We start from the raw sequence: 21,520 nt of genomic DNA, 5'->3' as shown, positions 1-21,520 counted from the left end.
GGAGTAAGAAGATGTTTAGATTTTTTCCTCCCCTAAGGGATCCGAGGGCTGCGCTATTTGGACTGACCTTTTTTAGCAATCAGAGTCCCGGGATAGAGGATAAGTTGGAGAATTTTGCTAATATACTGGAGACAACGCGTAAATCTTTGTCCATTATTCGCACCGAGATGAAAAATTTTGAAACCACCATGCATTCTTTAATGCTTCCGCCCAAGCAGCAATATTCCAATAAACCGGTAGAAATTCCGGATCAGGAAGAAGCGGACTGTAACCCCAGCCAGAGTTATGCTCCGCCTCCGGTAAATCCACAGGGGAATGTGTTGACCCAGTACCCCGCTTCATATGCCTTTGAACAGCCCGTTACAACCATGGCTGTTGAACCCGCGGTAGAGAAAAAGAATGAAAGCTCCGATCAACTGCAAAGCTTTTTAAGGGATTTGCAGAGACTGATTGATGAATATACCGGGCAATAATAATGGGTTATGTAAAAAGCCACAGGGAAGCATCCACTGTGGTTTTTTACATTATCTTTGGATGATTGATACCTGGTAGCCGGCGGCTTCTACACTGTCCATTAAATCTCCGGCCAGGATATTGGAGGGCTCAAACAAAACCTTTACCAACTGCGTCTCCATATCTGCCTCCACCTCCAAGACACCGGAATACTTTTCCATGGCGTTTATAACCTCCAGTTTCTGGGTGTCGGTGTCCATCTCCCACACTCGGAAGATTACCTGCTCAGACAAGAAATCACCTCCATGACGAATAAGTCTTCTTGCATTAAAATGGCCCCATTTGTTTTTTTTATATCTGGAAATATATTAAAATAAACAAAGGAGACGACAGAAGGAATTTAGCGAATTTCGTCGAACTTTAAAAAGTCCAAAACTCTACACATAGGAGATGATGATTTCATGCCCATTTTTGAATACGTCTGTAAAACCTGTGGTAAAACTTTTGAGAAATTACAACTGGCCGGGCGTGAAGAAACGGTAACCTGTACAGCCTGCGGTCAAGAAAAGGTGGAAAAAAAAGTCTCCGCCCCTTTCCTGCCTGCTTCCGTTGGCAAACCGGCCAATGAGGATCGCAGTGCCTGTTGTGCCAAGGCACCGGGTAATTCCGGGTGTCCCACCGGCAGTTGCGGTATGTAAGTTACAGTCCGTAAAGGAATGGATGATTAAACCGGGGAAATTCCCCGGTTTTTGCTTTTCTAATGGGTTGCCCCTCCTGAATATAGTTTTAGTAAAGGGAAAACAGGCGGGGAGTTACCGATGAACCAAATGGAATTTTTGCACAATTTTATTATATTGTTTGTCCTGCTGGCCACCTTGCTGCTGCTGGCTCAGACGCTGGTGCCGGTATTAAAAACACCGGATAAGCAGCCTTTTGGCCTGGTGGGATTATGGCAATTCTTCGGCAAACTGAGAAACATGCTTTGCTATTGTCTGATCTCCATTGCCCGAATGCCGCTGTTCCTGCTGTTTTTCTTGCTGGTTTACGGTATTGTCCTTTCCTTTTACTATTGGCAGCGCCAGACTGAATTAAGTCTGGCAGTGACTTTGGGTCTCAGCATTTTAACCACGGTGCTGTCTTTAGCCGGACTGGCCTTAATGCTGGCGCCGGTAATTTTTATCACCCAAAGAATTTTATTTGATTACATCATTGAATCGCAGATTTTTAGAATTGCCATTTATTCCGTTTTTGTACCCTTCATTTATATTTTTGTCATCCAGGATTTGACGCCTGGCCCCCTGGTAGAAGGAATTATGCTGGCCGGCATGGCTTTAAACTTTTATCAAATTTTCAGGGGCATCATTCTTTGTTTGAGATCTCCCGGCATCGCCACCATCCATCGCTGGGGCGACCGGTTTGCCCCCATTTCACTCATTGTATCCTGGCTGCTGATCATCATCTTTAATTTATATACCTTGATTCTCCTGGTTTCCAATACCGATCCCTATGCCTTTGTGAACAATTCCGGACCGGTGACGGAACCTTTAAAGCTGTTGTATTTTACCATTATCACCTTTACCAGCGTTGGTTACGGCGATATTATTCCCAGGGGAAGCTTGGCAGTTTTAATCACCCTGGTTGTGGCTGTTACAGGCTTTTTGTATTCCGCCCTTTTTGTAGGAAGCATACTGGCGGCTTTTACAGCCGGCAGAAGGGAATAGATTGGGCAGCGGGCAGGATAATAAGAAAGAGCGGTAGAACTTTTTTCTTGAGATTTTTATGACCGTTAAAATGAAATTAGGAGAGATACTTTTGCGCGTTGAAGAAATTGAGGGTCTTTATCCCCCGGCCCTGGCCCGGTCTTATTTGCAAGGGGAACCCGGCGTCATAAGGCTTTTTCAATATGATCCCAGGCGGCAGGAAGCTTTTCGGGACCACCTTGAATACCTGCTTACCCAACGGCAAGAACCGCTGGATTTACCCGCAGAATGTTTAAAAGAGTACAACCTCTCCCTTGGCTGCGGTTCTCAAACTACGGCAAACATTGAGCTTATAGAAAAGAACAGGGCGGTAGCGGTTGTTACCGGGCAGCAGCCGGGTTTTCTTACCGGGCCTTTGTATACCATTTATAAGGCTATGGGGACCATTGTGCTGGCCCGTAAACTAACCCGGGAACTGGGGCATCCGGTGGTTCCGGTTTTTTGGATTGGCGCCGACGATCACGACTTTGCAGAAGTTAATCATATTTATCTCCCCACCTCCCAAGGTCCCCAGAGGGTGGGGCTGGAGGAGAAACCCGGCGTCAGATTCTCCCTTGGACATCTTCCGGTACCGGAGGAAGCGGGCAGGCTGTTGGATCAAATCAAGGAACTAACGCCCCCCATGGGATGGCAGCAGGAAGGAATTGAACTGCTCCGTAAAACAGCCCGGAATTCCCTAAATGTTGCCGATTGGTTTGGGCGTTTAATGACCTTCTTATTTAAAGATTACGGGCTGGTGATGGTAAACCCCCTGCTCAAGCCTCTGCGTCAAAGATCCGCAGGTCTGTTTTATCAGGCCGTTATGTCCGCACCCCGGGCGGATCAGTTGCTGGACTCGGCCTGCCGGGAAATCCGCAGCCTTGGTTTTTCTCCCCAGGTGCAAAGTGAGGGAAACAAGGCCCATTTATTCCTTTATATCCAGGGACAAAGGCAGACCTTGTTTGCAGATAAACAGACTTTTTATAACCGGGAAAAACGGACAACCTGGGAGCGGGAGCAGTTGGCTGAACAAGCCTTGACCCAGCCGGATTCTTTCAGTCCGGATGTTGTCCTGCGACCGGTGCTGCAAAATAAGCTGTTTCCTGTCCTGGCTTATGTGGCGGGGCCTGGAGAAATGGGTTATTTTGCGCAGTTTAAAAGGATCTTTGAACTTTTTAACGAGAGGATGCCGGTGATCTACCCTCGTCCCAATGTGACCCTGGTGGAACCGCTGATCCATAAGTTAATGCAAAAATATCACGTTCCTCTGGAGCAGATTCCCCGGGGGCTGGAGGATTTTATCGCAGTCTACCTGGAGCAGTCCGATGAGGTGGGAATCGCCGCCCTGTTTAATGAATTTAATGAAATGTTGAAAAAACACCATAAAGGACTTGTGAAAAAGGTAGCGATAATTAATCCGGTCATTCAAGGCTTGGGTCAAGACTGCCTGCGGCGCATGACGGGGAACCTCAGGGCCTTTGAAGCGAAGGTAAACCAGCATCATCGCAGGAATCATGAAGCGGCTCTCCGGCAATTGGCCAAAATAAACCACATGCTTCACCCCCTGGGACAATGGCAGGAGAGAGTTTATAATGTTTTTCCCTATTTGATGAAATATGGCCCGGATTGCATAGGGGAGATGATTTCTTTAATGGATGTGGAGAATTGGCAACAAAAAATTTTATTTTTTGATTGAGAAAGTATTCACTTTCCCTGAGAAATGGAATAAAATAATCAAAAGGCAGGTAGGGGGAGTGCAAAATGAAATACCAAATCAATCTTATTGAGGCCATGAAAAGATTCAGGGAAATAAACTTATCGGTTTTTCCCGTTCCGGGAACAAGTAAATACTGTGTTTCTTTCCCAGAAGGTCACTCCACCCTGTTAAAGGAAAAGGTGTTCCTTGAAATGGCTTGCAGTCTCCAGGGTCAAACCCGCAAGGAGATTTATGAACGCCTGCAGGCTTCTGCGAGATAACCAAAAATCTTCACCGAAAGGTGAGGATTTTTTCTTTATAATACAGCTTCTTTTGATATGATGAGGAGAGGAGTTTGTTGAGACATCGTTTAAAAGGAGATTGCTATGTTAGCCGTTGGTTTTTTCTTTGTTTTGGCAGGAGGGATTTTGTTTTCTGCCGGCATTATCGGGGTATTTTTACAGCTCTTGTTTTCCGGGGGTATAGACCTGGGCAGTAAACCGGTTCGGAAGTGGCTGGGAATTTCCGCCGCAGGATTCTTAGGGCTGATGCTGGGATTGCTCATGGCCATGACCTGAAAAAATAAGCGCCTGACCCTTCAAGGGTCAGGCGCTTATTTCACTCATAATATTTTTCCAAGTGTCGGGATCAACATAGCGGTAGCGGGACCCTCCATGGTAATAATCCCGGCCTTGAAGGGATCTTTTGGTTACGATGGCCGGTCCCCGGTGGCAGACGACCTTATAAATTCCCACCATTAGATCCGGGCTGATATTGCTCTCAACCTGGGTTGTAAACAGCCACAACAGCCTGGGAATGTTATGCAGATCACCGGGAGAAATAATATTGGCGGCCATAGCCCGCAGAACCGCTTCATCATCCCTGCGGAGCTCCAACCGAGTTTCCTCGAAGGCTTGGGCCATGGTCAAGGCGCGTCCTTTGAGATGAAAGGTGCCAATCAGTGCACTGGCTTTTTCTAAAACCGGCTGATCAAAAGTAAGTTCCCCATGAATCTTAATTCTCATCAAAGTTTCCAGGCGGTTGATGAGAGGCTTTTTTCCACCTTTGTTCCACAATGTTTCAATGGTGCTTAATTGTCCGTCCACTTCCACATTGGTGTATAAAGGGACGCTTAAAACACCCACTTTACCGTTACCACTGTCAAAACGCAGGAGGGTTACGGCTTTGATTTTACTTCCGTCGACCCAGAAGCAAATAATATTGGTTTTGTCCTTGGGAGCTGCATCTGCCGCGACGGCCGGTAAGAAAATGAAAAGACCCAGGAGCAGTAAAACCAAGGGAGAAAGCGGCATTTTTAATGTCCGGCAGGGAATTGAAAAAAATCGGTTCCTTTTCATAATCCTTATTATGCCAAAAAAATAAGCTCTTATTACTTTTACACAAAGAAAAGAGCTTTTTAACTGGCAAATTCGGCAAGCTTGCCGGCAAATTCTTTCATTTCATCGGCCATTTTCCCTAATTGTTCAACCGCCATACCCACCTGTTCGGTGGTGTTGGTCTGCATTTCAGCAATGCCGGCCGTTTCCTCAATACCGGTAATGATGGTATGCATGGATGCCTCGATGTTGGACAAGATGGTGCTGATTTTTTTGGCGGAAACAACACTGTCTTCGGCCAATTTACGAACCTCATTGGCCACCACTCCGAAGCCCCGGCCATGATCCCCTGCCCTGGCTGCCTCAATGGCTGCGTTGAGACCCAGGAGCTTGGTTTGGTCGGCAACCTTTTTAATAAAATCAATGACTTCATCGGTATCCTTAATATGTTTTTCTGCCTGGCTTACAGCTTCATTTAACTTGTGACTGTGAGAGCCAAGAATTTTTGTAACGGTGTCGATGGCTTCGGGAACACTTTGAACGGTTGTATTTAACTCCTCCGCCATACCAGCCAATTGCTGGGCCTGTGCCCGCAATTCCTGGGCGGTTTCTTCCTGACTGCGGGCAATGGTGTACATTAATTTGGATATCATGGCATCGGCTAGGTGTGTATTTTCTGCTTTATTACTCATAATGGCAGCATTAACGGAGGCATTCCCTGTAACGTCCACCACAACATCCAGATTGGGTACTTTTAATAACTGGGTAAAATCCAGGAAAGTTTGGATGCCTAACTCTCTAGCCGCCACCAACCCGGGAGCATCCGAGTTAACATCGGCAATACCCACAACGGATACTTCAGAGAGTGATGATAACAGGCGCAGCATGGCTAGACCGCCACGACCACCCCCTACAATTCCTACCCTTGTCAAGTTCATAACCTCCTGCTCTACGCTGGTTCGTTCAGTTCACTATGATTATTCTCTATCCAAATGGTATTTCCTACTATGGTAACAAAAAATTTTGAATATTTTCGTCTGAAAAATAACAAAATTTTGTTTATTTTAATGGTATTGTACAAAAATTAAACATCTTAATGGTTCAGTATATTTTAAAAGTTTTACTATTTCCGGTTGTCGAATGATACACATTCCAATATAATTTTATCAAAGTGTTAATGTCTGGAGGGAAAAGAAAATGATTCCAAATGGCAAAAAAGATAAATTATTTACCATTCGGACCAAGCTATTGACCGGTTTTGCCGTTATCTTGATTATAACCACAGCGGCAGGCTTTGGTATTCTTGCCATGTTAAATCAGATGAATCATTCATATAATCAATTAATTGAATCGGAAGTCCAGGTGATGAATCAAACCCATGCCGCCTTAGTGCGGTTTGAACAGGCTGCTTTGGACCTGCGGGGATATATGCTCAATGGAGACCCGAATTATGTGCTGAGATACCAGGACGGCATTAAGGGTGTGGAAGGATCCATCAACGGACTGGGTCAATCCATTCAATCCGCCGAGGGAAAAAATTATTACAATACCCTAATCAATTCTTTTCAGGAATTTAAGGTGTATGCCGACGGGGCCATTAAAATAAAACAGGAAAGCTTAGCGGCGGAGGACTCCTCCAATCAGAAAGTGGAGGATTATCTTAACCAGGGAAAAGGTTCTGTTGAACGGGTTGTTCAGTCAGGCAACGCCATTGTTTTGTTCATGGAAGATCAATTAAATAAAGGAAAGGTAAGAAATAACCAAACAGCCTCCCAGGTGAAGCAGTTTACTTTGATTGGCATCTTGCTATCCATTGCCGGCGGTCTAATCGTAGCCATTTATATTGTCAATATAATCTGCCGCCCGGTAAAGGCGCTGACCAAGCAGGCCGCTCAAATTGCCGAGGGGAACCTGTCTTCCGAGAAAATCATGGTTCACAGCCGGGATGAATTAATGGTCTTGGCCAAAGCCTTTAATAAAATGACGGATCATCTTAGAAACATTCTAATGGAATTAAAGAGTAAGTCTGCCAAGGTAGCGGCGGTAGCCCAGCAGCTTACCTCAACCATTCAGCAGACCTCTTCCGGAATCGCCGCTTCAGCTTCTTCCATGCACCAGATGGCCAGTATGGTTCAACAGGTGGCGGACAACACCCAGAATGTTTCTCAGGTGGCGGATACAACCGCCCGGCATGCCAAAGAAGGACAGTCCGCTGTAGATAATATTCGAGGTCAGATGAACAACATTTCAGATTCCACCCAAATGGTGGGACAGGCCATTCATAACCTGAATGAAACCGCCGTACAGGTTTTTCAAATCATCGACCTGATTACTGAAATTGCTGAACAAACCAATCTGCTGGCGCTGAATGCCGCCATTGAAGCCGCCAGAGCCGGAGAGCAGGGCCGGGGTTTTGCGGTGGTGGCGGATGAAGTAAGAAATTTGGCCGAACGCTCCGCCAGGGCCGCCGGTGAGATTAAGAGCTTGATTTCCTCCGTCCAGGAAGAGTCCGACCGGGCTGTCCATGCCATGGACAAAGGAGCGCAAGAAGTGGAAATCGGCAATCAGGTTGTATTGCAGGTGGGAAGCGCCCTGGGTCAGATTATTGCATCGGTGCAGTACTTGGATGAACAAATCCGCGAAGTGGCGGTGGGATCGGAGCAGATGTCCGGCGGAGTATCCGGGACGGTTGCCACCATCCAAGAGCAAACCGCCATTATGCAGGAGATTTCCTCCATGGCCGAGGACTTTGCATCCATGGCGGCAGAACTGGAGAAAATGTCCGGCGCTTTTCAACTGGAAGAGTACCCGGAAGCAAGTAAGGAAGAAATCATAGAAGATTTTCAGCCCCAAATGGTAGAGGAAAAACCGGAACCCTGTACAGAAGAAATAGAACCCCAAACAAAGGCAGAGCAGACGGAAGCACTAAAAACAGAAGAGAGCCGTTAGAGAAGAAAAGCAGCAGGAAAAAGCCGGCTGCTTTTTTGTCGCAATAGACGACATAACTATTTATTTTAAAAAGATAAAGCTGGTAATTTCAAATTTTGAGCAACATTTTGTCTGGCAAAAACGTCTTTAGGGTGTAGATAATTTTGTTGGCCAGAAGGAAGGTTTTATCATTGTCCGAAGCAGGGGCAGGTACAAAAACGAAGTGGCTGGTTTATTTGGGTATTAGCGTCTTGTTAGTGGGAGCGGTGGTTTCTGGTTTTTTACTGCGCCTGGAACAAGCCGAGGCCAATAAGGTTCCACCGGGTGTTTCTGTTCGGGGGCTGGATATGTCCAATTGGGAAAGGGAACAGGTAGAGGAAAAGCTTGAAGAATTGGCCCAGGATCTTTCGACCCAAGAGGTTTCGGTGGTCTTTGAGGATCAAACCCGGACGGTTTCTCTCGAGGAGTTGGGTTTTACGGTGAATGTGAACGATACCCTGGATCAGGTCTTTACGCCCAGGGATCACTCCCTGCTGCAGCAGTGGAAAGCCTATTTTCAACCTGCCAATAGGGAGATTGCTCTTTCCGTATGGCTGGACAAAGATAAATTAGCCCTGATCTTAAACCCCATGCTGAATTCTATTGAACGCCCGGCCACGGATGCTTCCTTTAAAATTGAAGATGGAGAGGTCCTGCTTATCCCGGATCAAAAGGGAAGGAAGGTAAATTACGAGCAGATTTACAATGATCTGGTTCAAGCCATCCGTAATGGAAAAGAACTGAAGATTGCTTTGAAGACGGATGAATTGGAGGCCGGTACAACCCTGCAGGAGATTGAGGCCTTGAAGATTAACGGCAAAATTGGTGAGTTTACAACCTATTTTGACGGTGAGAATACAAACCGCCGCATGAACATAAAACTAGCGGCCGATAAAATCAACAACCTGATGTTAAAGCCCGGCCAGGAATTTTCTTTTAACCAAACCGTTGGGGCCCGTACCGCTGCGGCGGGTTTCCGTCCGGCCAGGGTTATTGTGGGCAATGAATTCGACGAAGCTTTGGGCGGGGGCATTTGTCAGGTATCCACCACCTTGTATAACGCCATCCTGCTGGCCAATTTAACCCTTGTGGAAAGACACAACCACTCCCTGGCCGTCAGTTATGTGCCCCTGGGGCGGGATGCCGCGGTGGCGTGGGATTTGCTGGATTTTAAATTTAAAAACACACTGCCCGGTCATGCTTACCTGCGAACCAATACCGGCAGGAATTACATCACCGTTCAAGTTTATGGCGAAACCAAGACGAAACAGGATGTCACCATCCGGAGCTGGGTAACCGAAACCGTGGAAGCCGATCCAATTATAAAGGAAGACTCCAGTCTGGCTCCGGGTGAAGAAACGGTGGTGGATGCCGGCTATAAAGGATTTAAAGCGCAAGCCGAGAGAATTATCCGTGATAACGGGGAGATCGTCGGGCGGGAGGCCTTACCGGCCAGCCGCTATTATCCTAAGGCAAAAATAATCCATGTAGGGCCCTCCGAGGAAAAAGCAATGTCTAAGGAAGAGGTTAATTCCTCTATAGAAGAAAAACCGGATCATTCAAAAAAAGAGCAAGAGCAGAAACAGGAAGAATATGTACAAACAGAGTTTTAATGAAGGGACCCGGAAGGGTCCCTTTTCTTGCCTTAATACCCCGGTGCCTAGGAGAGAAACGGGTCATGAGTGGCGGCAAGATCATTATTCTGTTAAAATAAATAGTAATCTCCCGGGGAATTTTATTTTTCGTAGACTCTATTTCAAGAAATCCGGAATCCTTTTTTTTGTCAGTTAAAGATTAAAAGAATATTTCCTAAATTTAACAAGACCTTAATGTGGTTTTTTACAATAAATGATACAATTTTGTCAAATGGGAGGAAAAAATGTCCAAAAACATCGGGATTATTGACCTAGGTTCAAATTCCATCCGGCTTATTCTTATGACCATAGTGAATAACGGAGCCTATAAATTACTGGACGAGATTAAGGAAACTGCCAGAATTAGCGAGAACATGGGTCCGGAGAGGGTGATCAAAGCGCCGGCCATCGCCCGGGCGGTACAAACCATCAAGCTGCTGCAAAAATTCTGCCGGGCCAATAAGGTTGACAGTGTGGTTGGCGTGGCTACCGCTGCTATCCGCAATGCTGTAAACGGCGGTGAAGTTCTGGAAACCGTCATGAAAGAAACCGGAGTATCGTTTCGTATCCTTTCAGGAGAGGAAGAGGCCCGATATGTATACTTTGGCGTTGTGAACAGCCTGGAGTTTAATGATGCTTTAATCATAGACATCGGTGGAGGCAGCACGGAGCTTATATTATGTAAGGAACGCCGGATGGTTCAATGGGCCAGCCTTCCCTTTGGTGTTGTGGACCTGACAGAAGGTTTTCTTCCCACACCCGAAATTTTTCCCGATCAGATTGAAAGATTGGAAAAGTTCCTGCGGTCCCAATATTCCACCATCCCTTGGCTGGAATCAGCCAAAGGACTGGAGGTGCTGGGGGTAGGGGGAACCGTTCGCAATCTTGGACGAATGGATCGCAAGAAAACCCGGTTTAGCCTGAATATCCTGCATAATTACCGTATTCATACGGAACGGGTTAAACAAACGTATCTGTATTTACAGGATACCACCATTGATGAGCGTAAAGCCATCCCCGGACTGTCTAAAGAAAGGGCGGACATTATCCTCGGCGGGGTGGCGGCCATTGCAAAGCTGCTGGAGCATACCGGGGCGCCGGGCATTCGGGTCAGTGGATCCGGGCTGCGGGAAGGCATTTTTTATGAACACTATTTCCGCAATCAATCCCGGTATGTTTTAAATGATGTGGTTGAACACAGCGTGCAGAATTTCATGGATTTGTACCGGGTAAGGCGCCATCATTCGGAACATGTGGCCAAATTATCCCTGTCCCTGTTTGATCAATTGGAGTCCTTGCATGGTTATGGATTCTGGGAGCGCAGGATTTTGCGGATTGCAGCGCTGCTGCACGATGTTGGAAATGCCGTAAGCTACTATAACCACCACAAGCACAGCATGTATATTTTGTTAAACGCCAGGATCAACGGCCTTTCCCATCGGGAAATGGTTCTGGTGGCCCTGGTAGCCGCTTCCCATGGCAAGATCGACCTGAAGTTCAAATTACAACAGCATTCCGATGTGTTGTATCCTCAGGACGGCATGCTGGTACGCCGGCTGGGCGTGCTGCTGCGGATGGGTGAAAACCTGGACCGCAGTGAGGCCGGCGTGGTGGAGGATGTGATTTGTACCATAAAGGAAAATGAGGTGCAAATTGATTGTAAAGTGACCGATAATGCGGACCTGGAAATTCGGGAGCTTTATAAAAAAGTAACCAATTTTAATAAGGTTTTTGGTAAAAGATTTAAATTTCCCAAGGAGGAACAATGATTAAAGCAAGAAATGGCGCACTGGCGGGATATAACGGCAGGCTCATTATTGTGGAGGGGTGCGACGGTTCCGGTAAAAGCACCCAACTGTACCTTCTTAAACGTTGGTTGGAGGAACAGCAATACCCTGTATTTTTTACGGAATGGAATTCTTCAGAACTGGTAAAGAAATCAACTAAAAAAGCAAAGAAGCTCAACCTGCTAACCCCCACTACTTTTAGCCTGATCCATGCCAGCGACTTTGCCGACCGTTACGAAAAATTGATTTTGCCACACCTCAGGGCCGGTTATCTGGTTCTGGCAGACCGGTATGTTTACACGGCCTTTGCCCGGGATATTGCCCGGGGCTGCGATCCGGAGTGGGTTCGCAACCTGTATAGTTTTGCCCTTCGACCGGACATTGCCTTTTATTTTCAGGCGCCGCTGGAGGTTTCCGTACAGCGGATTCTTTCCGGCCGGCCGGAATTAAAATATCATGAATCCGGTATGGACCTGGGATTGAGCAGCGATCCGGTGGAGAGCTTTAAATTGTTTCAAGGCATTATCAAGCAACAGTATGATGAAATGATTGAAGCTGAAGGCCTGACCGTGATGGATGCTACCTTGAGTATTGAAGAGCAACAGAGCAGGATGAGGGAAATGGTCAGCCGCCTGGTGCTGAGAGACTTTCATCCGCCCACCTATGGAAAATACCTCAGTTGTTTGGTGCAGGGGGAATAACCATGGAGAAACAACTTACCTTTTACGGACAGGGGCTCCCCTACTTAAAGGGACATGAATATTCCGGCATCCTGATTGTTATCGAAGGGGCCGACTGCTCAGGCAGATCCTGGCAGGTAAAAGAACTCCGCACCTGGCTGGAACGGAGTGGACATGCGGTCCTGGACACCGGTTTAAGGCGTTCGGGCTTAATTGGGGATGCCATCCTGGAAGCCAAGCAGGGGAATACCCTGGGCAAAAGGACTCTGGGCATGCTGTATGCCACCGATTTTGCTGATCAACTGGAAAATAAAATATTACCCGCCCTAAGGGCCGGTTTCGTCGTATTGGCAGACCGGTATATCTTTACTCTCATGGCCAGGGATTTGGTTCGCGGGGCCTCCAAGGACTGGCTGCGCAAACTCTTCGGCTTCGCTCCCATTCCCCACCTGATCTTTTACCTTCAGGTGGACCCCCAGGTTCTATTGTACCGCTCCTTCGAAAAATATGGCTTTCTGGATTACTGGGAGTCCGGTATGGATATCTGCCTCTCCGGAGACATCTTTGAGAGCTTTCAAATCTATCAAAGCCTATTGGCCCGCCAATATGACCAAATGGCCGAAGAATTTAACTTTACCGTGCTAGACGGCCAGGAAAGCCCCTTAATCATTCAAAAAAATATCCGCAGAGACATTCAACGTTTCCTTGAAGAAAGAAGGCTGGAGACTGATGTCAAATAACGCTATTTACCTTGAAATGGTCCTGACCCTTGGCAACAAGTTTCAATATGACCAACTGCATGCCGCTGCCGTTGAACGGTTGTCCGTGTCCCTTTTTGAACAGCTAAGGAACATTCATCATTTGGGGGAGTCCGAATTAACCTTGCTCCGGCATGCCGCCCTGCTGCACGATATCGGCATCTTTATTTCCAAGAAAAGACATCATAAACACTCGGCTTATCTGGTGCTGCACGACCGGGGACTGGATGGCTATCCCCAGAAGGAGAGAACGCTTTTAGCCCTGCTGGTTAGAAACCACCGCAAAAATGTAAAGATCGAAGCTTCCAATCTATCTCGTTTCTCCAAACCGATTTTAAAAAAATTAATTGCCCTCTTGCGGATTGCCGATGCTTTGGATTATTTCCACCGGGGCCAAACCATCGTGAAGGATGTTAGAATGCAAGGCGAAAATTGCATCTTTACGGTGGAAGGGGTAAATCTAAATACCCTGGGAGAACAGCTTGGTAAGAAAAGCGCTTATTTTAGAGAAGTGTTTGGATTAAATCCGGTATTTGCCAGTGCCGATGCTCCGCACGGAGAACCGTTAAATTTTTTTAAGGAATTAGATATAGAAGATCAACCAACGGAATATGATGGTGATAGCATAGAACTACATGATGAAACCACCGCTGGAACAGAGCAAGGGACGGAAGACGACGACAAAGAGAATTTGGAGCACCATTTCCAACCGGCAGAAGAGCAAGAGATCCTTACAGAAAAACCCGTTGCAAAGGTCTAAAAATGTTATTGGCGGGGAGTAAGAGTGTAGAGGTTCAGCAACGAGAGGAGTGGAAGCCTTTACATGTGGTTGGTCCTGGGTTTATTCCTGGTCCTGGTGGGTTGTTTAAAAATAGTGTTGGCAGAAATTAAATAGGATAAAGAAACATTGCGGCCATGCCGCAATTTTTTTGTGACAAAAGAGCTAGAGAGAGACGGATCTAAATAAGGGACTTTTTCTGCCGGAGCGGTAAAGGGTAGAGGAAGGGAAAAGATAAAACAGAGAGAAATTTATATTTGTAACTATTTTTTTACTAAAGGACTGATGAAACATGCTTTTTAAAGTGGCCAGCTTTAATGTGAATTCCATCCGTGCCAGAAAAGAGGCCCTGCTGGATTGGTTATCCATAAACCGGCCGGATGTAATCTGCCTTCAGGAGACCAAAGTGATGGACCATGATTTCCCGGCTGCAGACTTTGAGCAGGCCGGATATCAGTGTTTATATAAAGGACAAAAATCTTATAATGGGGTTGCTATTTTAAGCCTTCACCCCATGAAACCCCTGGCCACAGAACTGGGAGCTTTTACAGAACCGGGAGAAGCCCGGATGATCGCCGCCCTTATACAAAACATTCCTATTGTCAATACTTATATTCCCCAAGGGTTTGCACCGGATAGTGCTAAATTTTCCTATAAGCTTGCCTGGATCAGAGAATTAAGGCACTACTTTGAGCGCAACTTCAAGCCGGATGAACCACTGCTCTGGACCGGGGACTTCAATGTGGCCCCGGAAACCATTGATGTACACAATCCTAAGAGGCTGCTGGGACATGTGGGGTTTCACCCGGAAGAGCATAAGGTGCTGGATTATGTAAGAGAATGGGGTTTTCAAGATGTTTTCCGCCTGCATCAGCCGGAAGGCGGCCACTTTACCTTCTGGGACTACCGGGTGCCCAAGGGAGTGGAAAAAAATCTGGGCTGGCGCATTGACCATATCTGGGCCACCGCCCCCCTGGCCAACTGTTCAACCAGGGCTTGGATTGATATTGAACCGAGAAAGCGGGAAAAACCTTCCGATCATACTTTTATACTGGCGGAATTTGACCTGCCGGATGCTTTTAAGGGCTGATTATAGCTGGGCGGCACTACGGAGATTTTCAGAACTTTACTGCCTTACCTGCAAAAATAAAAACCCGTGCAACCTTTTATTTAAGGTTTCACGGGTTTCATTTTTTATAAAACTGGTCGGAGCGACAGGAGTTGAACCTGCGACCTCTACCACCCCAAGGTAGCGCTCTCCCAAACTGAGCTACGCCCCGATTCTTTTAACTTTTTTGCCAGCTTGCCTTGCCGACAAATGTTATTATAGCTAATACGTTAAGAAAAGTCAACAGAAAAACCAGCTTAAATAAACGGTCGTTTACTCAAATGGACTGGTTTTTACAGCATTGAAACAAAACTGAAATTCCTGTATAAAAAGGATAGTTTACTCTATTTCAGTTAGTTATGAGTATGCTTATATATATTCTTATTATACCTAACTAAAACATTATATTAACAATTTTCCCTTTAGATATAGCTGGGGGATTCATTTTTGAAAAATGTGAGGGGATAAATGCATGAAACGGAATGTTTAATCTATACCGTCCTCCTTTTCTATCGGCAGGATAGAGAGGTGCTTAGTTTTTATAGGTATTCAAAGCCAACTCTAATGGATCTATTTTTAGCAAATACTAATTCGAGCAATTGGCCATATTTGTGGAAAGTGTTACGCTGGTTTTATCGACCGAAATGGTCTATAATTTAAAAGACTATTTATTTTAGAAAGAAGGCGAATAGTATATTTTCAAAGTTTTTTAACTTGGAGCTTGAAAAGCAGGAGCGTATTTTAAATGCGTCCATGAAAGAATTCGCCCAAAAAGGTTTTAAAAATGCCTCTACCAATGAAATAGTAAAAGAGGCGGATATTGCCAAAGGAATGCTTTTTCATTATTTCAATAATAAAAAGGATTTGTTTTTATTTTTGTATGATTATAGCTTAGAGGCTCTTGAGGAGGAGTTTTTTGGAAAAATAGACTTGCAGGAAAGGGATCTTTTAAAAAGATGGCGGCAATTAGCATTACTAAAAATTGATGTTATAGCCAAGTATCCTGAAATGTTTCGCTTTATCATGGCAGCCAATTTTGAAAACGATGGTAAAGTGAAAAATGAATTGCAGAATAGAAATAAAGATTTTATTACAAGCAGCTACGCCATGATTTATGACAATATCGACCATTCTAAATGGCGTAACGATATTGACATTAAAAGAGCCATGGATATTATTAACTGGACCATTGAAGGTTTTGGAGTAAGACAGCAGGAAAAGACAAAGCTTCCCTCTTTTAGCGAGTTTAATTGTGATGAGATCATGGCAGAAATGGATCGGTATTTAGAACTTTTCAGAAATTGCTTTTATAAGCAACAGGAAGATGCTTCTTCCCAATGAATGGGATTGAACCCCGTGAAGGTTGTATTCAAGCCTTTACGGGGTTCTATTTTGCGGGTAGGACAAATCACGGAATATTACCCCTAATTCACGGTGGGAAACCCCCGAATATCTTCCGGGGGCCTTCATCCTTCTTACTTCTCTACACTATAGGAACCACAACCGCAACTGCCTAACAGAAGAAGGATAAGGATTAAAAAGATGATGAAAGCACAGCTATCATAACCGCCGCAACCGCCAAAACCATAACCCATTGTTCATTCTCCTTTCTTAAAAGATACTCCATAATATGGGAGGCATTGCTGGAGTGTTACAAAGAGAAGTAAACCTCTACTTGCTGCTAAGGGTTTACTCAAGGTGAGAGTAGTACTCGCGTAGTGGCCACATCTGTTCGATATTATATGGTTATTTGGTCTGAAATGTTACGTATAGGTGGGGATCATGCCTTTAGATTTTCTTCTCTTTGCAGCCTGTTCAAAGGATGCGCCGGAGTTTCCCGGTGCTGATAAATATTAAAATTTAACCCAAGGGGAACCTATATCTAAAGGGTGAACTACACTATAATGTGGAATATTTAAGACTGACCGTGCAGGAATCTTATTGCAAGGCGGCAAATGAAAATCGTCAGGGGGCTGCTTCCAAAATGCGGTTTGGTAAAAGTGCGTTTAAATATGAGGGTACTTTGAAGGGATATCTAACCTTATTATTCGTCCTGTGTGCTGCTGATCTGCTGATTACCTTTGCGGCACTGCCCTTGGGAGCAATGGAGATAAATCCGGTCATGGCTGAAATCATTCATACGCCCCAAGGAATCATGCTCAAGTTGATCGGTTCCTTGGCGGTGGTTGCGTGGCTCTGGCACAGGCGCAACGAAACCGTTCTGAAGCTGGCCAAATGGCTGGTAGGGGGCTACGGGTTTGTGGTGATGTGGAATTTATGGGTTTTTGTTCGATTGGCCGCCAGATAAAGCGCTCAGGGGAACATTCTAATGTTCAATCCCCAATTCAGGTGGGTTTATTAAACTGGTGTACATTTTAAGATTGTAGTATAAAATTATATATAGAACCATTTAAAGGGAGGGGGATTTATGAGATTATCCGCCAGTGTATATGAACGGACCGGGGATGACACTTTATCCGCTTCAATGTACAATTTTGTAATTGGCGCCTGCCTATTACTGGGCTTTGCCGTTACGGCATTTACAGCCTTTACCTTTGCTGATTTGCAATTAACCATCCTTCATTATGTGGGTTATTTAGTGAGTTCCATTGCTGGAATTATTATTTCGTCCAAGTCCAAAAGTGCAGTTGTCTCATTCCTTGGTTATATGATGGTGGTGGTTCCTTTTGGAGTGATTTTAGGCCCTGCCTTAAACCCCTTGGCTCCGGGCCTAATTCACCAAGCTGCTGTGATAACGGGAGCAATAACCGGTACAATGTTAATCTTCAGCACCGCTTTCCCCAGTTTTTTTGCTGGCTTAGGAAGAGTTTTGCTTATTGGCTTAATTGGTTTAGTTGTGGCCAATGTCATCACGTGGGTTATGGGCATTCATCCTACGATCTTAAGCTGGATCAGTGCAGTCTTATTTTCTCTGTATATCGGCTATGATTGGTACAGAGCTCAAAATATACCCTTTACCATGGACAATGCCGTTGATGTCTGTGTCTCCCTGTATCTTGATATTATTAACCTGTTCCTCTCTATTTTGAGAATTTTGAGCGATGATTAACCATAAATAAAAAGATGATAAACATTGTTTTGACCAAAAAGCATTTTTGAAAAACCTGGGGGATTCTCACAGGTTTCCTTTTTTTGTCATGTTTTTGTAATATTCCCATGCTACAATAAAATCATATGAAAAGTGAGGTGTAAATGATGAAAATAACAGTTCATGGCAACCTAACCGAGAAAGAGATTGAAAGCATCATCACCGAAGAGAAAGGACGATTTGCTTCGCGGCAGAAAGAAATCGCTGAGATTGAAATATCGGAGATTAACCGTGAGGAGTTAGAAGTGAAAACCTGGGCCCAATCGGATATTCGCCGGGTTAGGCGTATCACAGGGTATTTGAGTACGGTAGACCGGTTTAATGATGCAAAAAGGGAAGAATTAAAGGAAAGGGTCGTGCATTTGTAGGTGGATACCCCTGCCGGGAGGTGGGGGTTTTATAATTTCCTGCCGTAACAGAGTTTAAAATAACATATTTTAAAATATTCAAACAATACTAACTCTTTTCTGACGATACTCTTAACTCTAACGCAATGAAATCATTTTGTAATAATTCTGATATATGCTTAATGTAACAACGCAAGGGAGGAGACAAAATGAAGCTAAGTGTCCGGTGTTGCTTAGATGAGAAAGAGATCGCAGAAATAATTGCTAAGGAAAAAAGAATATACGAATCCGCAGGTTTAGAGATTGAGGAAATGGAAATCATTGAAATATGTCCAGGAGATACCAATGTAAGGTGTGTAATTAGAGATAAAAAACCCGTTAAACAAATTCTGGGTTCAAAAGCCCAGAATTTAGTAATGAATCAAAACTAAACCGATCACTCCATTTAAGAGAGATGAGACCTGCTATTGCTAGTATCAATGGAAATACCCCGGTTTTCACCGGGGTATTTTTTACTAACGATATAAGGTGTAGTTGCAATTACTGGATGAAGATGAAGATGGGGTAGTTGGGCAATTATTTTTAATTTGTGTTAATAGATTGCTTAATTGCTTTTGAGTGTTGGCATTCCCAAGAACAGATTGTAATTGAGTCGAGCAGTTGCTGGACGACTTCTGAGTTTTGACATTCCCAAGAATAGATTGTAATTGGGTTGAGCAGTTGCTGGATGATTTCTGAGTGAAGCACTGCTTTGCCAATTGACTCAGGCTTGTCCCATAAGAGACGTTGCAAGTGGAGGTAGCTGCTAAAGCGGGAACGGTAAACGTTAGTAAAGAGATAGCCAAGGTTCCGAGTACAAGAATCTTTTTCATGAAACAGAGGACCACCTTTCGTATAATTGATTGGTAGCTGGTTTAAATTATATAAAATGTCGACTAATAATAATAGTGGAAATATTTACCCACAATATTTCAATCGAAAAAAACTCTGATAGAATATGGCTTCACACCCACTAAAAAAATCTGCTGATACCGATAATTACTAAAATAAATCCGGGCAGAAGGGCCATTTGCCTGCCCATAGATGTTTTGCTTAATTTTGCACCAGCCAGTGTTCCACAATAGGTAAAGATAAACTGACATGCGCCCACGCAGAGGGCCATGGTTAAAATATTGTACCCCAGCAAAGAAATGGCTACTCCCGCTCCAATGGAGTCCAGGGCTAAGGCCATACCCAATAAAAGTGATTCCTGTATAGAAATTGTACCTGACTGGTCGGCATCCGCCACCTGTGGATCTTTTAAAACTTGTATCAGTATACCAAATAGCCGCAATTGAAATAAAGTGGTAATATCCGGTACGGTGGTGGTATGGGATTCCGCTATATCTCTAACGGGCATAAGGGTTTTAGAATGAAAGTATTGGAAGATTGCCCAGGCTCCCATAAAGACTAAAATGCCGCCTCCCATATGTTTAGCAATGGCGGCGGATAAGTAATGATTTATGGCACAGCCTGCCAGCATGGATAAACCTAGACTGGCTATGGATATAAGGCAAATAAAGATCATGGACAACAGAGGAAGTTTTATTTTGCGAATTCCATAGGAAAATCCCACCCCTAAAGCATCTAAATTTAAAGCTAAGGAAATAAGGATTATGCCTAAAATGTTCACTCAGTTTCCACTCCTTCAATCTTTGCTCTGAAGTAGTGTATGTTTTCATTTGCTTTAAAGTTCTTTATTAATTCTTCCTGATATTGGCTGATAAAATAAATTATGGAACTTTACTAAAATAATTGTTAATTTGAACAAGAAAAAATAGCAAAATATTATAGACCGGCAGGTCAATAAAAAGTAGCAATGTGGTTTATTATAGGTGTGATTATAATACATTTCACCTTGGGTCAATTGCTTTGCCAATGGGATACTTGATATTGGTTAAAAATATGAATTACTCTAAAAAATCTTTTAACTTTGTATCCGGTTCATGATATCTTCGGTAGTAATGAACCGGAGTCAAATAGGTCAATAATCTATTTATCAAGGGTATACGCATTAGTAGCATAAATATAAAATAGGCGGCTGTTATAACCGAAAGAGAATAAACATAGTTTACAATTACACGAGCCCAGCCGCTAAGGTTGGTCAGCCAGGTTACTTGTTGACCAAATAAGTACAATATATAAGCAGACAAAGGAATGGAAATTAAATAAATCATTACCGCAAAAAGGGGATGACTTGCTTCCACCGCTTTTTTTGGACAAAATCCCATGCACCGCATACAAGATTCACAGGTTAAGGACCAAAAAGGTCGTTTCTTTTTCCAGCCTCTCATTTTAACAGAACCTGTGGGACAGTTTTTTTCGCAAAGCCCACAACCGTTGCAGTTTTCATTGGCGTAAAATAACTTTGCCAGCATAAATCTTCCCATCAGCAAGTAACCAAGGGAGATCTGGAATAGCAAAATACCTAAAACAAGCTGCACCTGACCCCGAATGTACCTTCCGCCGGAATATAAGATATTGGCCATCTTTAAGGCCCGGGGCTTGTTCCTGTCAATGATGGCTCTAGAGTTTGCAGGACTTAGGCCCCAGTGAAGGGCCAGCCAGTTGCTTACCATATCAATGCCGCTCAGCAGTCTGATGTTGTAGCCTTTTAATAAAAGCAGTAAGGCAACAAGATAAACGGCAGTTCCCTCAAAACCCGGAGTAAAAACGGGTCCTATTTTTAGACCGGCTCTTGTGGCAACGGCAAAGGCCTGTGTCCCCTTACCCCGAGGTAAGCTCAATACAAATCGTATGATTAGCCAGGGAGCCGTGAATCCATGTGTAGGAAACAAAATGCCTAAGAGATTTGTAGAACAGGTATTGACTTTAGGTTGGCGGCCATGTTTGGTTATTTGATAAATCTTACTGGGAATCCCCTTTTCCCGGGCCACATCAGCAAACCAGTGAGCTACTCTGCGGGTATTGCCTGTACCGGACATATAGTATATTTGAGTTTGTTTGATCAACAGGTTACGTCCCTTTCAAAAAGAGATATAAAAGGATAATCGTATAGATTAATTAATCTTGATGAATTATTATTAACACATTCATCCTTTAGTTCGATAATATATTATTCTCTTTA

General features: G+C 44.4%; 23 protein-coding genes and 1 tRNA gene. 18 read left to right on the top strand and 6 right to left on the bottom strand.

Translation table 11 applies throughout. From position 1 onward, the window contains the following. Positions 1-167: 167 nt before the first annotated feature. Complete coding sequence (locus tag DESRU_RS19970) at positions 168-473, top strand: hypothetical protein (protein ID WP_187290581.1); 306 nt, start codon at positions 168-170, stop codon at positions 471-473. A gap of 51 nt (positions 474-524) precedes the next feature. Here the strand turns inward: DESRU_RS19970 and DESRU_RS14725 are convergent, their stop codons facing one another. Further along, positions 525-746: a heavy-metal-associated domain-containing protein gene (locus tag DESRU_RS14725; protein ID WP_013842875.1), complete on the bottom strand. Its 222-nt coding sequence runs from the start codon at positions 744-746 to the stop codon at positions 525-527. 168 nt (positions 747-914) lie between these two features. On the opposite strand from DESRU_RS14725, the gene DESRU_RS14720 reads away from it, so the two are divergent. The 5 genes from DESRU_RS14720 to DESRU_RS14700 all read left to right on the top strand — a co-directional run bounded on the left by DESRU_RS14720 (position 915) and on the right by DESRU_RS14700 (position 4,466). Continuing rightward, complete coding sequence (locus DESRU_RS14720) at positions 915-1,151, top strand: FmdB family zinc ribbon protein (RefSeq protein ID WP_013842874.1); 237 nt, start codon at positions 915-917, stop codon at positions 1,149-1,151. A 120-nt stretch (positions 1,152-1,271) separates the two neighbouring features. Beyond that, positions 1,272-2,174: a potassium channel family protein gene (locus tag DESRU_RS14715; RefSeq protein ID WP_013842873.1), complete on the top strand. Its 903-nt coding sequence runs from the start codon at positions 1,272-1,274 to the stop codon at positions 2,172-2,174. Positions 2,175-2,265: 91 nt separating this feature from the next. Next, entirely contained in the window at positions 2,266-3,888 is a 1,623-nt protein-coding gene (gene bshC, locus DESRU_RS14710; protein WP_013842872.1) for a bacillithiol biosynthesis cysteine-adding enzyme BshC, read from the top strand. A gap of 65 nt (positions 3,889-3,953) precedes the next feature. Further along, positions 3,954-4,169: a hypothetical protein gene (locus DESRU_RS14705; protein ID WP_013842871.1), complete on the top strand. Its 216-nt coding sequence runs from the start codon at positions 3,954-3,956 to the stop codon at positions 4,167-4,169. A gap of 105 nt (positions 4,170-4,274) precedes the next feature. Further along, on the top strand, positions 4,275-4,466 hold the full coding sequence (locus DESRU_RS14700) for a hypothetical protein (RefSeq protein WP_013842870.1): 192 nt from the start codon (positions 4,275-4,277) through the stop codon (positions 4,464-4,466). 27 nt (positions 4,467-4,493) lie between these two features. Here DESRU_RS14700 and DESRU_RS14695 read toward each other — a convergent pair whose 3' ends face one another. Both DESRU_RS14695 and DESRU_RS14690 read right to left on the bottom strand, forming a co-directional pair. Further along, a complete protein-coding gene (locus DESRU_RS14695; RefSeq protein WP_013842869.1) occupies positions 4,494-5,201 on the bottom strand; it encodes an LCP family protein in 708 nt (235 codons plus the stop codon). A 104-nt stretch (positions 5,202-5,305) separates the two neighbouring features. Continuing rightward, positions 5,306-6,157, bottom strand: a complete 852-nt coding sequence (locus tag DESRU_RS14690; protein WP_049786761.1) for a methyl-accepting chemotaxis protein — start codon at positions 6,155-6,157, stop codon at positions 5,306-5,308. 265 nt (positions 6,158-6,422) lie between these two features. On the opposite strand from DESRU_RS14690, the gene DESRU_RS14685 reads away from it, so the two are divergent. The 7 genes from DESRU_RS14685 (at position 6,423) to xth (ending at position 14,919) form a co-directional block, all read left to right on the top strand. After that, positions 6,423-8,174 (top strand): methyl-accepting chemotaxis protein, encoded by a 1,752-nt coding sequence (locus DESRU_RS14685; protein WP_013842867.1) that lies wholly within the window; start codon positions 6,423-6,425, stop codon positions 8,172-8,174. Positions 8,175-8,344: 170 nt separating this feature from the next. After that, positions 8,345-9,805, top strand: coding sequence for a VanW family protein (locus DESRU_RS14680; RefSeq protein WP_013842866.1), 1,461 nt, complete (start codon positions 8,345-8,347; stop codon positions 9,803-9,805). 266 nt (positions 9,806-10,071) lie between these two features. Beyond that, positions 10,072-11,595, top strand: a complete 1,524-nt coding sequence (locus DESRU_RS14675; protein WP_013842865.1) for a Ppx/GppA phosphatase family protein — start codon at positions 10,072-10,074, stop codon at positions 11,593-11,595. Beyond that, entirely contained in the window at positions 11,592-12,314 is a 723-nt protein-coding gene (gene tmk, locus DESRU_RS14670) for a dTMP kinase (RefSeq protein WP_013842864.1), read from the top strand. Before DESRU_RS14675 ends, tmk begins: the two co-directional genes overlap by 4 nt. 2 nt (positions 12,315-12,316) lie before the next feature. Then, positions 12,317-13,033: a dTMP kinase gene (locus tag DESRU_RS14665; protein ID WP_013842863.1), complete on the top strand. Its 717-nt coding sequence runs from the start codon at positions 12,317-12,319 to the stop codon at positions 13,031-13,033. Further along, positions 13,023-13,811, top strand: coding sequence for an HD domain-containing protein (locus tag DESRU_RS14660; RefSeq protein ID WP_013842862.1), 789 nt, complete (start codon positions 13,023-13,025; stop codon positions 13,809-13,811). Before DESRU_RS14665 ends, DESRU_RS14660 begins: the two co-directional genes overlap by 11 nt. Positions 13,812-14,121: 310 nt before the next feature. Then, positions 14,122-14,919, top strand: a complete 798-nt coding sequence (xth, locus tag DESRU_RS14655) for an exodeoxyribonuclease III (protein WP_013842861.1) — start codon at positions 14,122-14,124, stop codon at positions 14,917-14,919. A 113-nt stretch (positions 14,920-15,032) separates the two neighbouring features. Here xth and DESRU_RS14650 read toward each other — a convergent pair. Beyond that, positions 15,033-15,109, bottom strand: a tRNA-Pro gene (locus DESRU_RS14650). Positions 15,110-15,651: 542 nt separating this feature from the next. Between DESRU_RS14650 and DESRU_RS14645 the strand changes: the two genes are divergently transcribed. From DESRU_RS14645 to DESRU_RS14625, 5 genes are all read left to right on the top strand, one after another. Next, positions 15,652-16,278 carry a TetR/AcrR family transcriptional regulator gene (locus DESRU_RS14645; RefSeq protein WP_207635954.1) on the top strand — a complete coding sequence of 209 codons (627 nt, stop codon included), beginning with the start codon at positions 15,652-15,654 and terminating at the stop codon, positions 16,276-16,278. A 643-nt stretch (positions 16,279-16,921) separates the two neighbouring features. Beyond that, the gene (locus DESRU_RS14640) at positions 16,922-17,245 is read left to right on the top strand and encodes a DUF5658 family protein (protein WP_143758796.1); all 324 of its coding nucleotides are present in this window, start codon (positions 16,922-16,924) and stop codon (positions 17,243-17,245) included. A gap of 120 nt (positions 17,246-17,365) precedes the next feature. Beyond that, positions 17,366-18,007: a Bax inhibitor-1 family protein gene (locus DESRU_RS14635; RefSeq protein ID WP_013842857.1), complete on the top strand. Its 642-nt coding sequence runs from the start codon at positions 17,366-17,368 to the stop codon at positions 18,005-18,007. A 143-nt stretch (positions 18,008-18,150) separates the two neighbouring features. Next, positions 18,151-18,414 carry an anaerobic ribonucleoside-triphosphate reductase gene (nrdD, locus tag DESRU_RS14630; protein WP_013842856.1) on the top strand — a complete coding sequence of 88 codons (264 nt, stop codon included), beginning with the start codon at positions 18,151-18,153 and terminating at the stop codon, positions 18,412-18,414. A 188-nt stretch (positions 18,415-18,602) separates the two neighbouring features. Beyond that, positions 18,603-18,824 (top strand): hypothetical protein, encoded by a 222-nt coding sequence (locus DESRU_RS14625; protein WP_013842855.1) that lies wholly within the window; start codon positions 18,603-18,605, stop codon positions 18,822-18,824. 581 nt (positions 18,825-19,405) lie between these two features. Here DESRU_RS14625 and ytaF read toward each other — a convergent pair. Further along, positions 19,406-20,065 (bottom strand): sporulation membrane protein YtaF, encoded by a 660-nt coding sequence (ytaF, locus tag DESRU_RS14620; protein WP_013842854.1) that lies wholly within the window; start codon positions 20,063-20,065, stop codon positions 19,406-19,408. Between the two features lie 277 nt (positions 20,066-20,342). Next, positions 20,343-21,404: an EFR1 family ferrodoxin gene (locus DESRU_RS14615; protein ID WP_013842853.1), complete on the bottom strand. Its 1,062-nt coding sequence runs from the start codon at positions 21,402-21,404 to the stop codon at positions 20,343-20,345. Positions 21,405-21,520: the final 116 nt, after the last annotated feature.

The organism is Desulforamulus ruminis DSM 2154 (assembly GCF_000215085.1).
GTDB lineage: Bacteria > Bacillota > Desulfotomaculia > Desulfotomaculales > Desulfotomaculaceae > Desulfotomaculum > Desulfotomaculum ruminis.
Note: the sequence above shows the minus strand (reverse complement) of the source record. Positions and strands in the feature narration are given on the sequence as shown.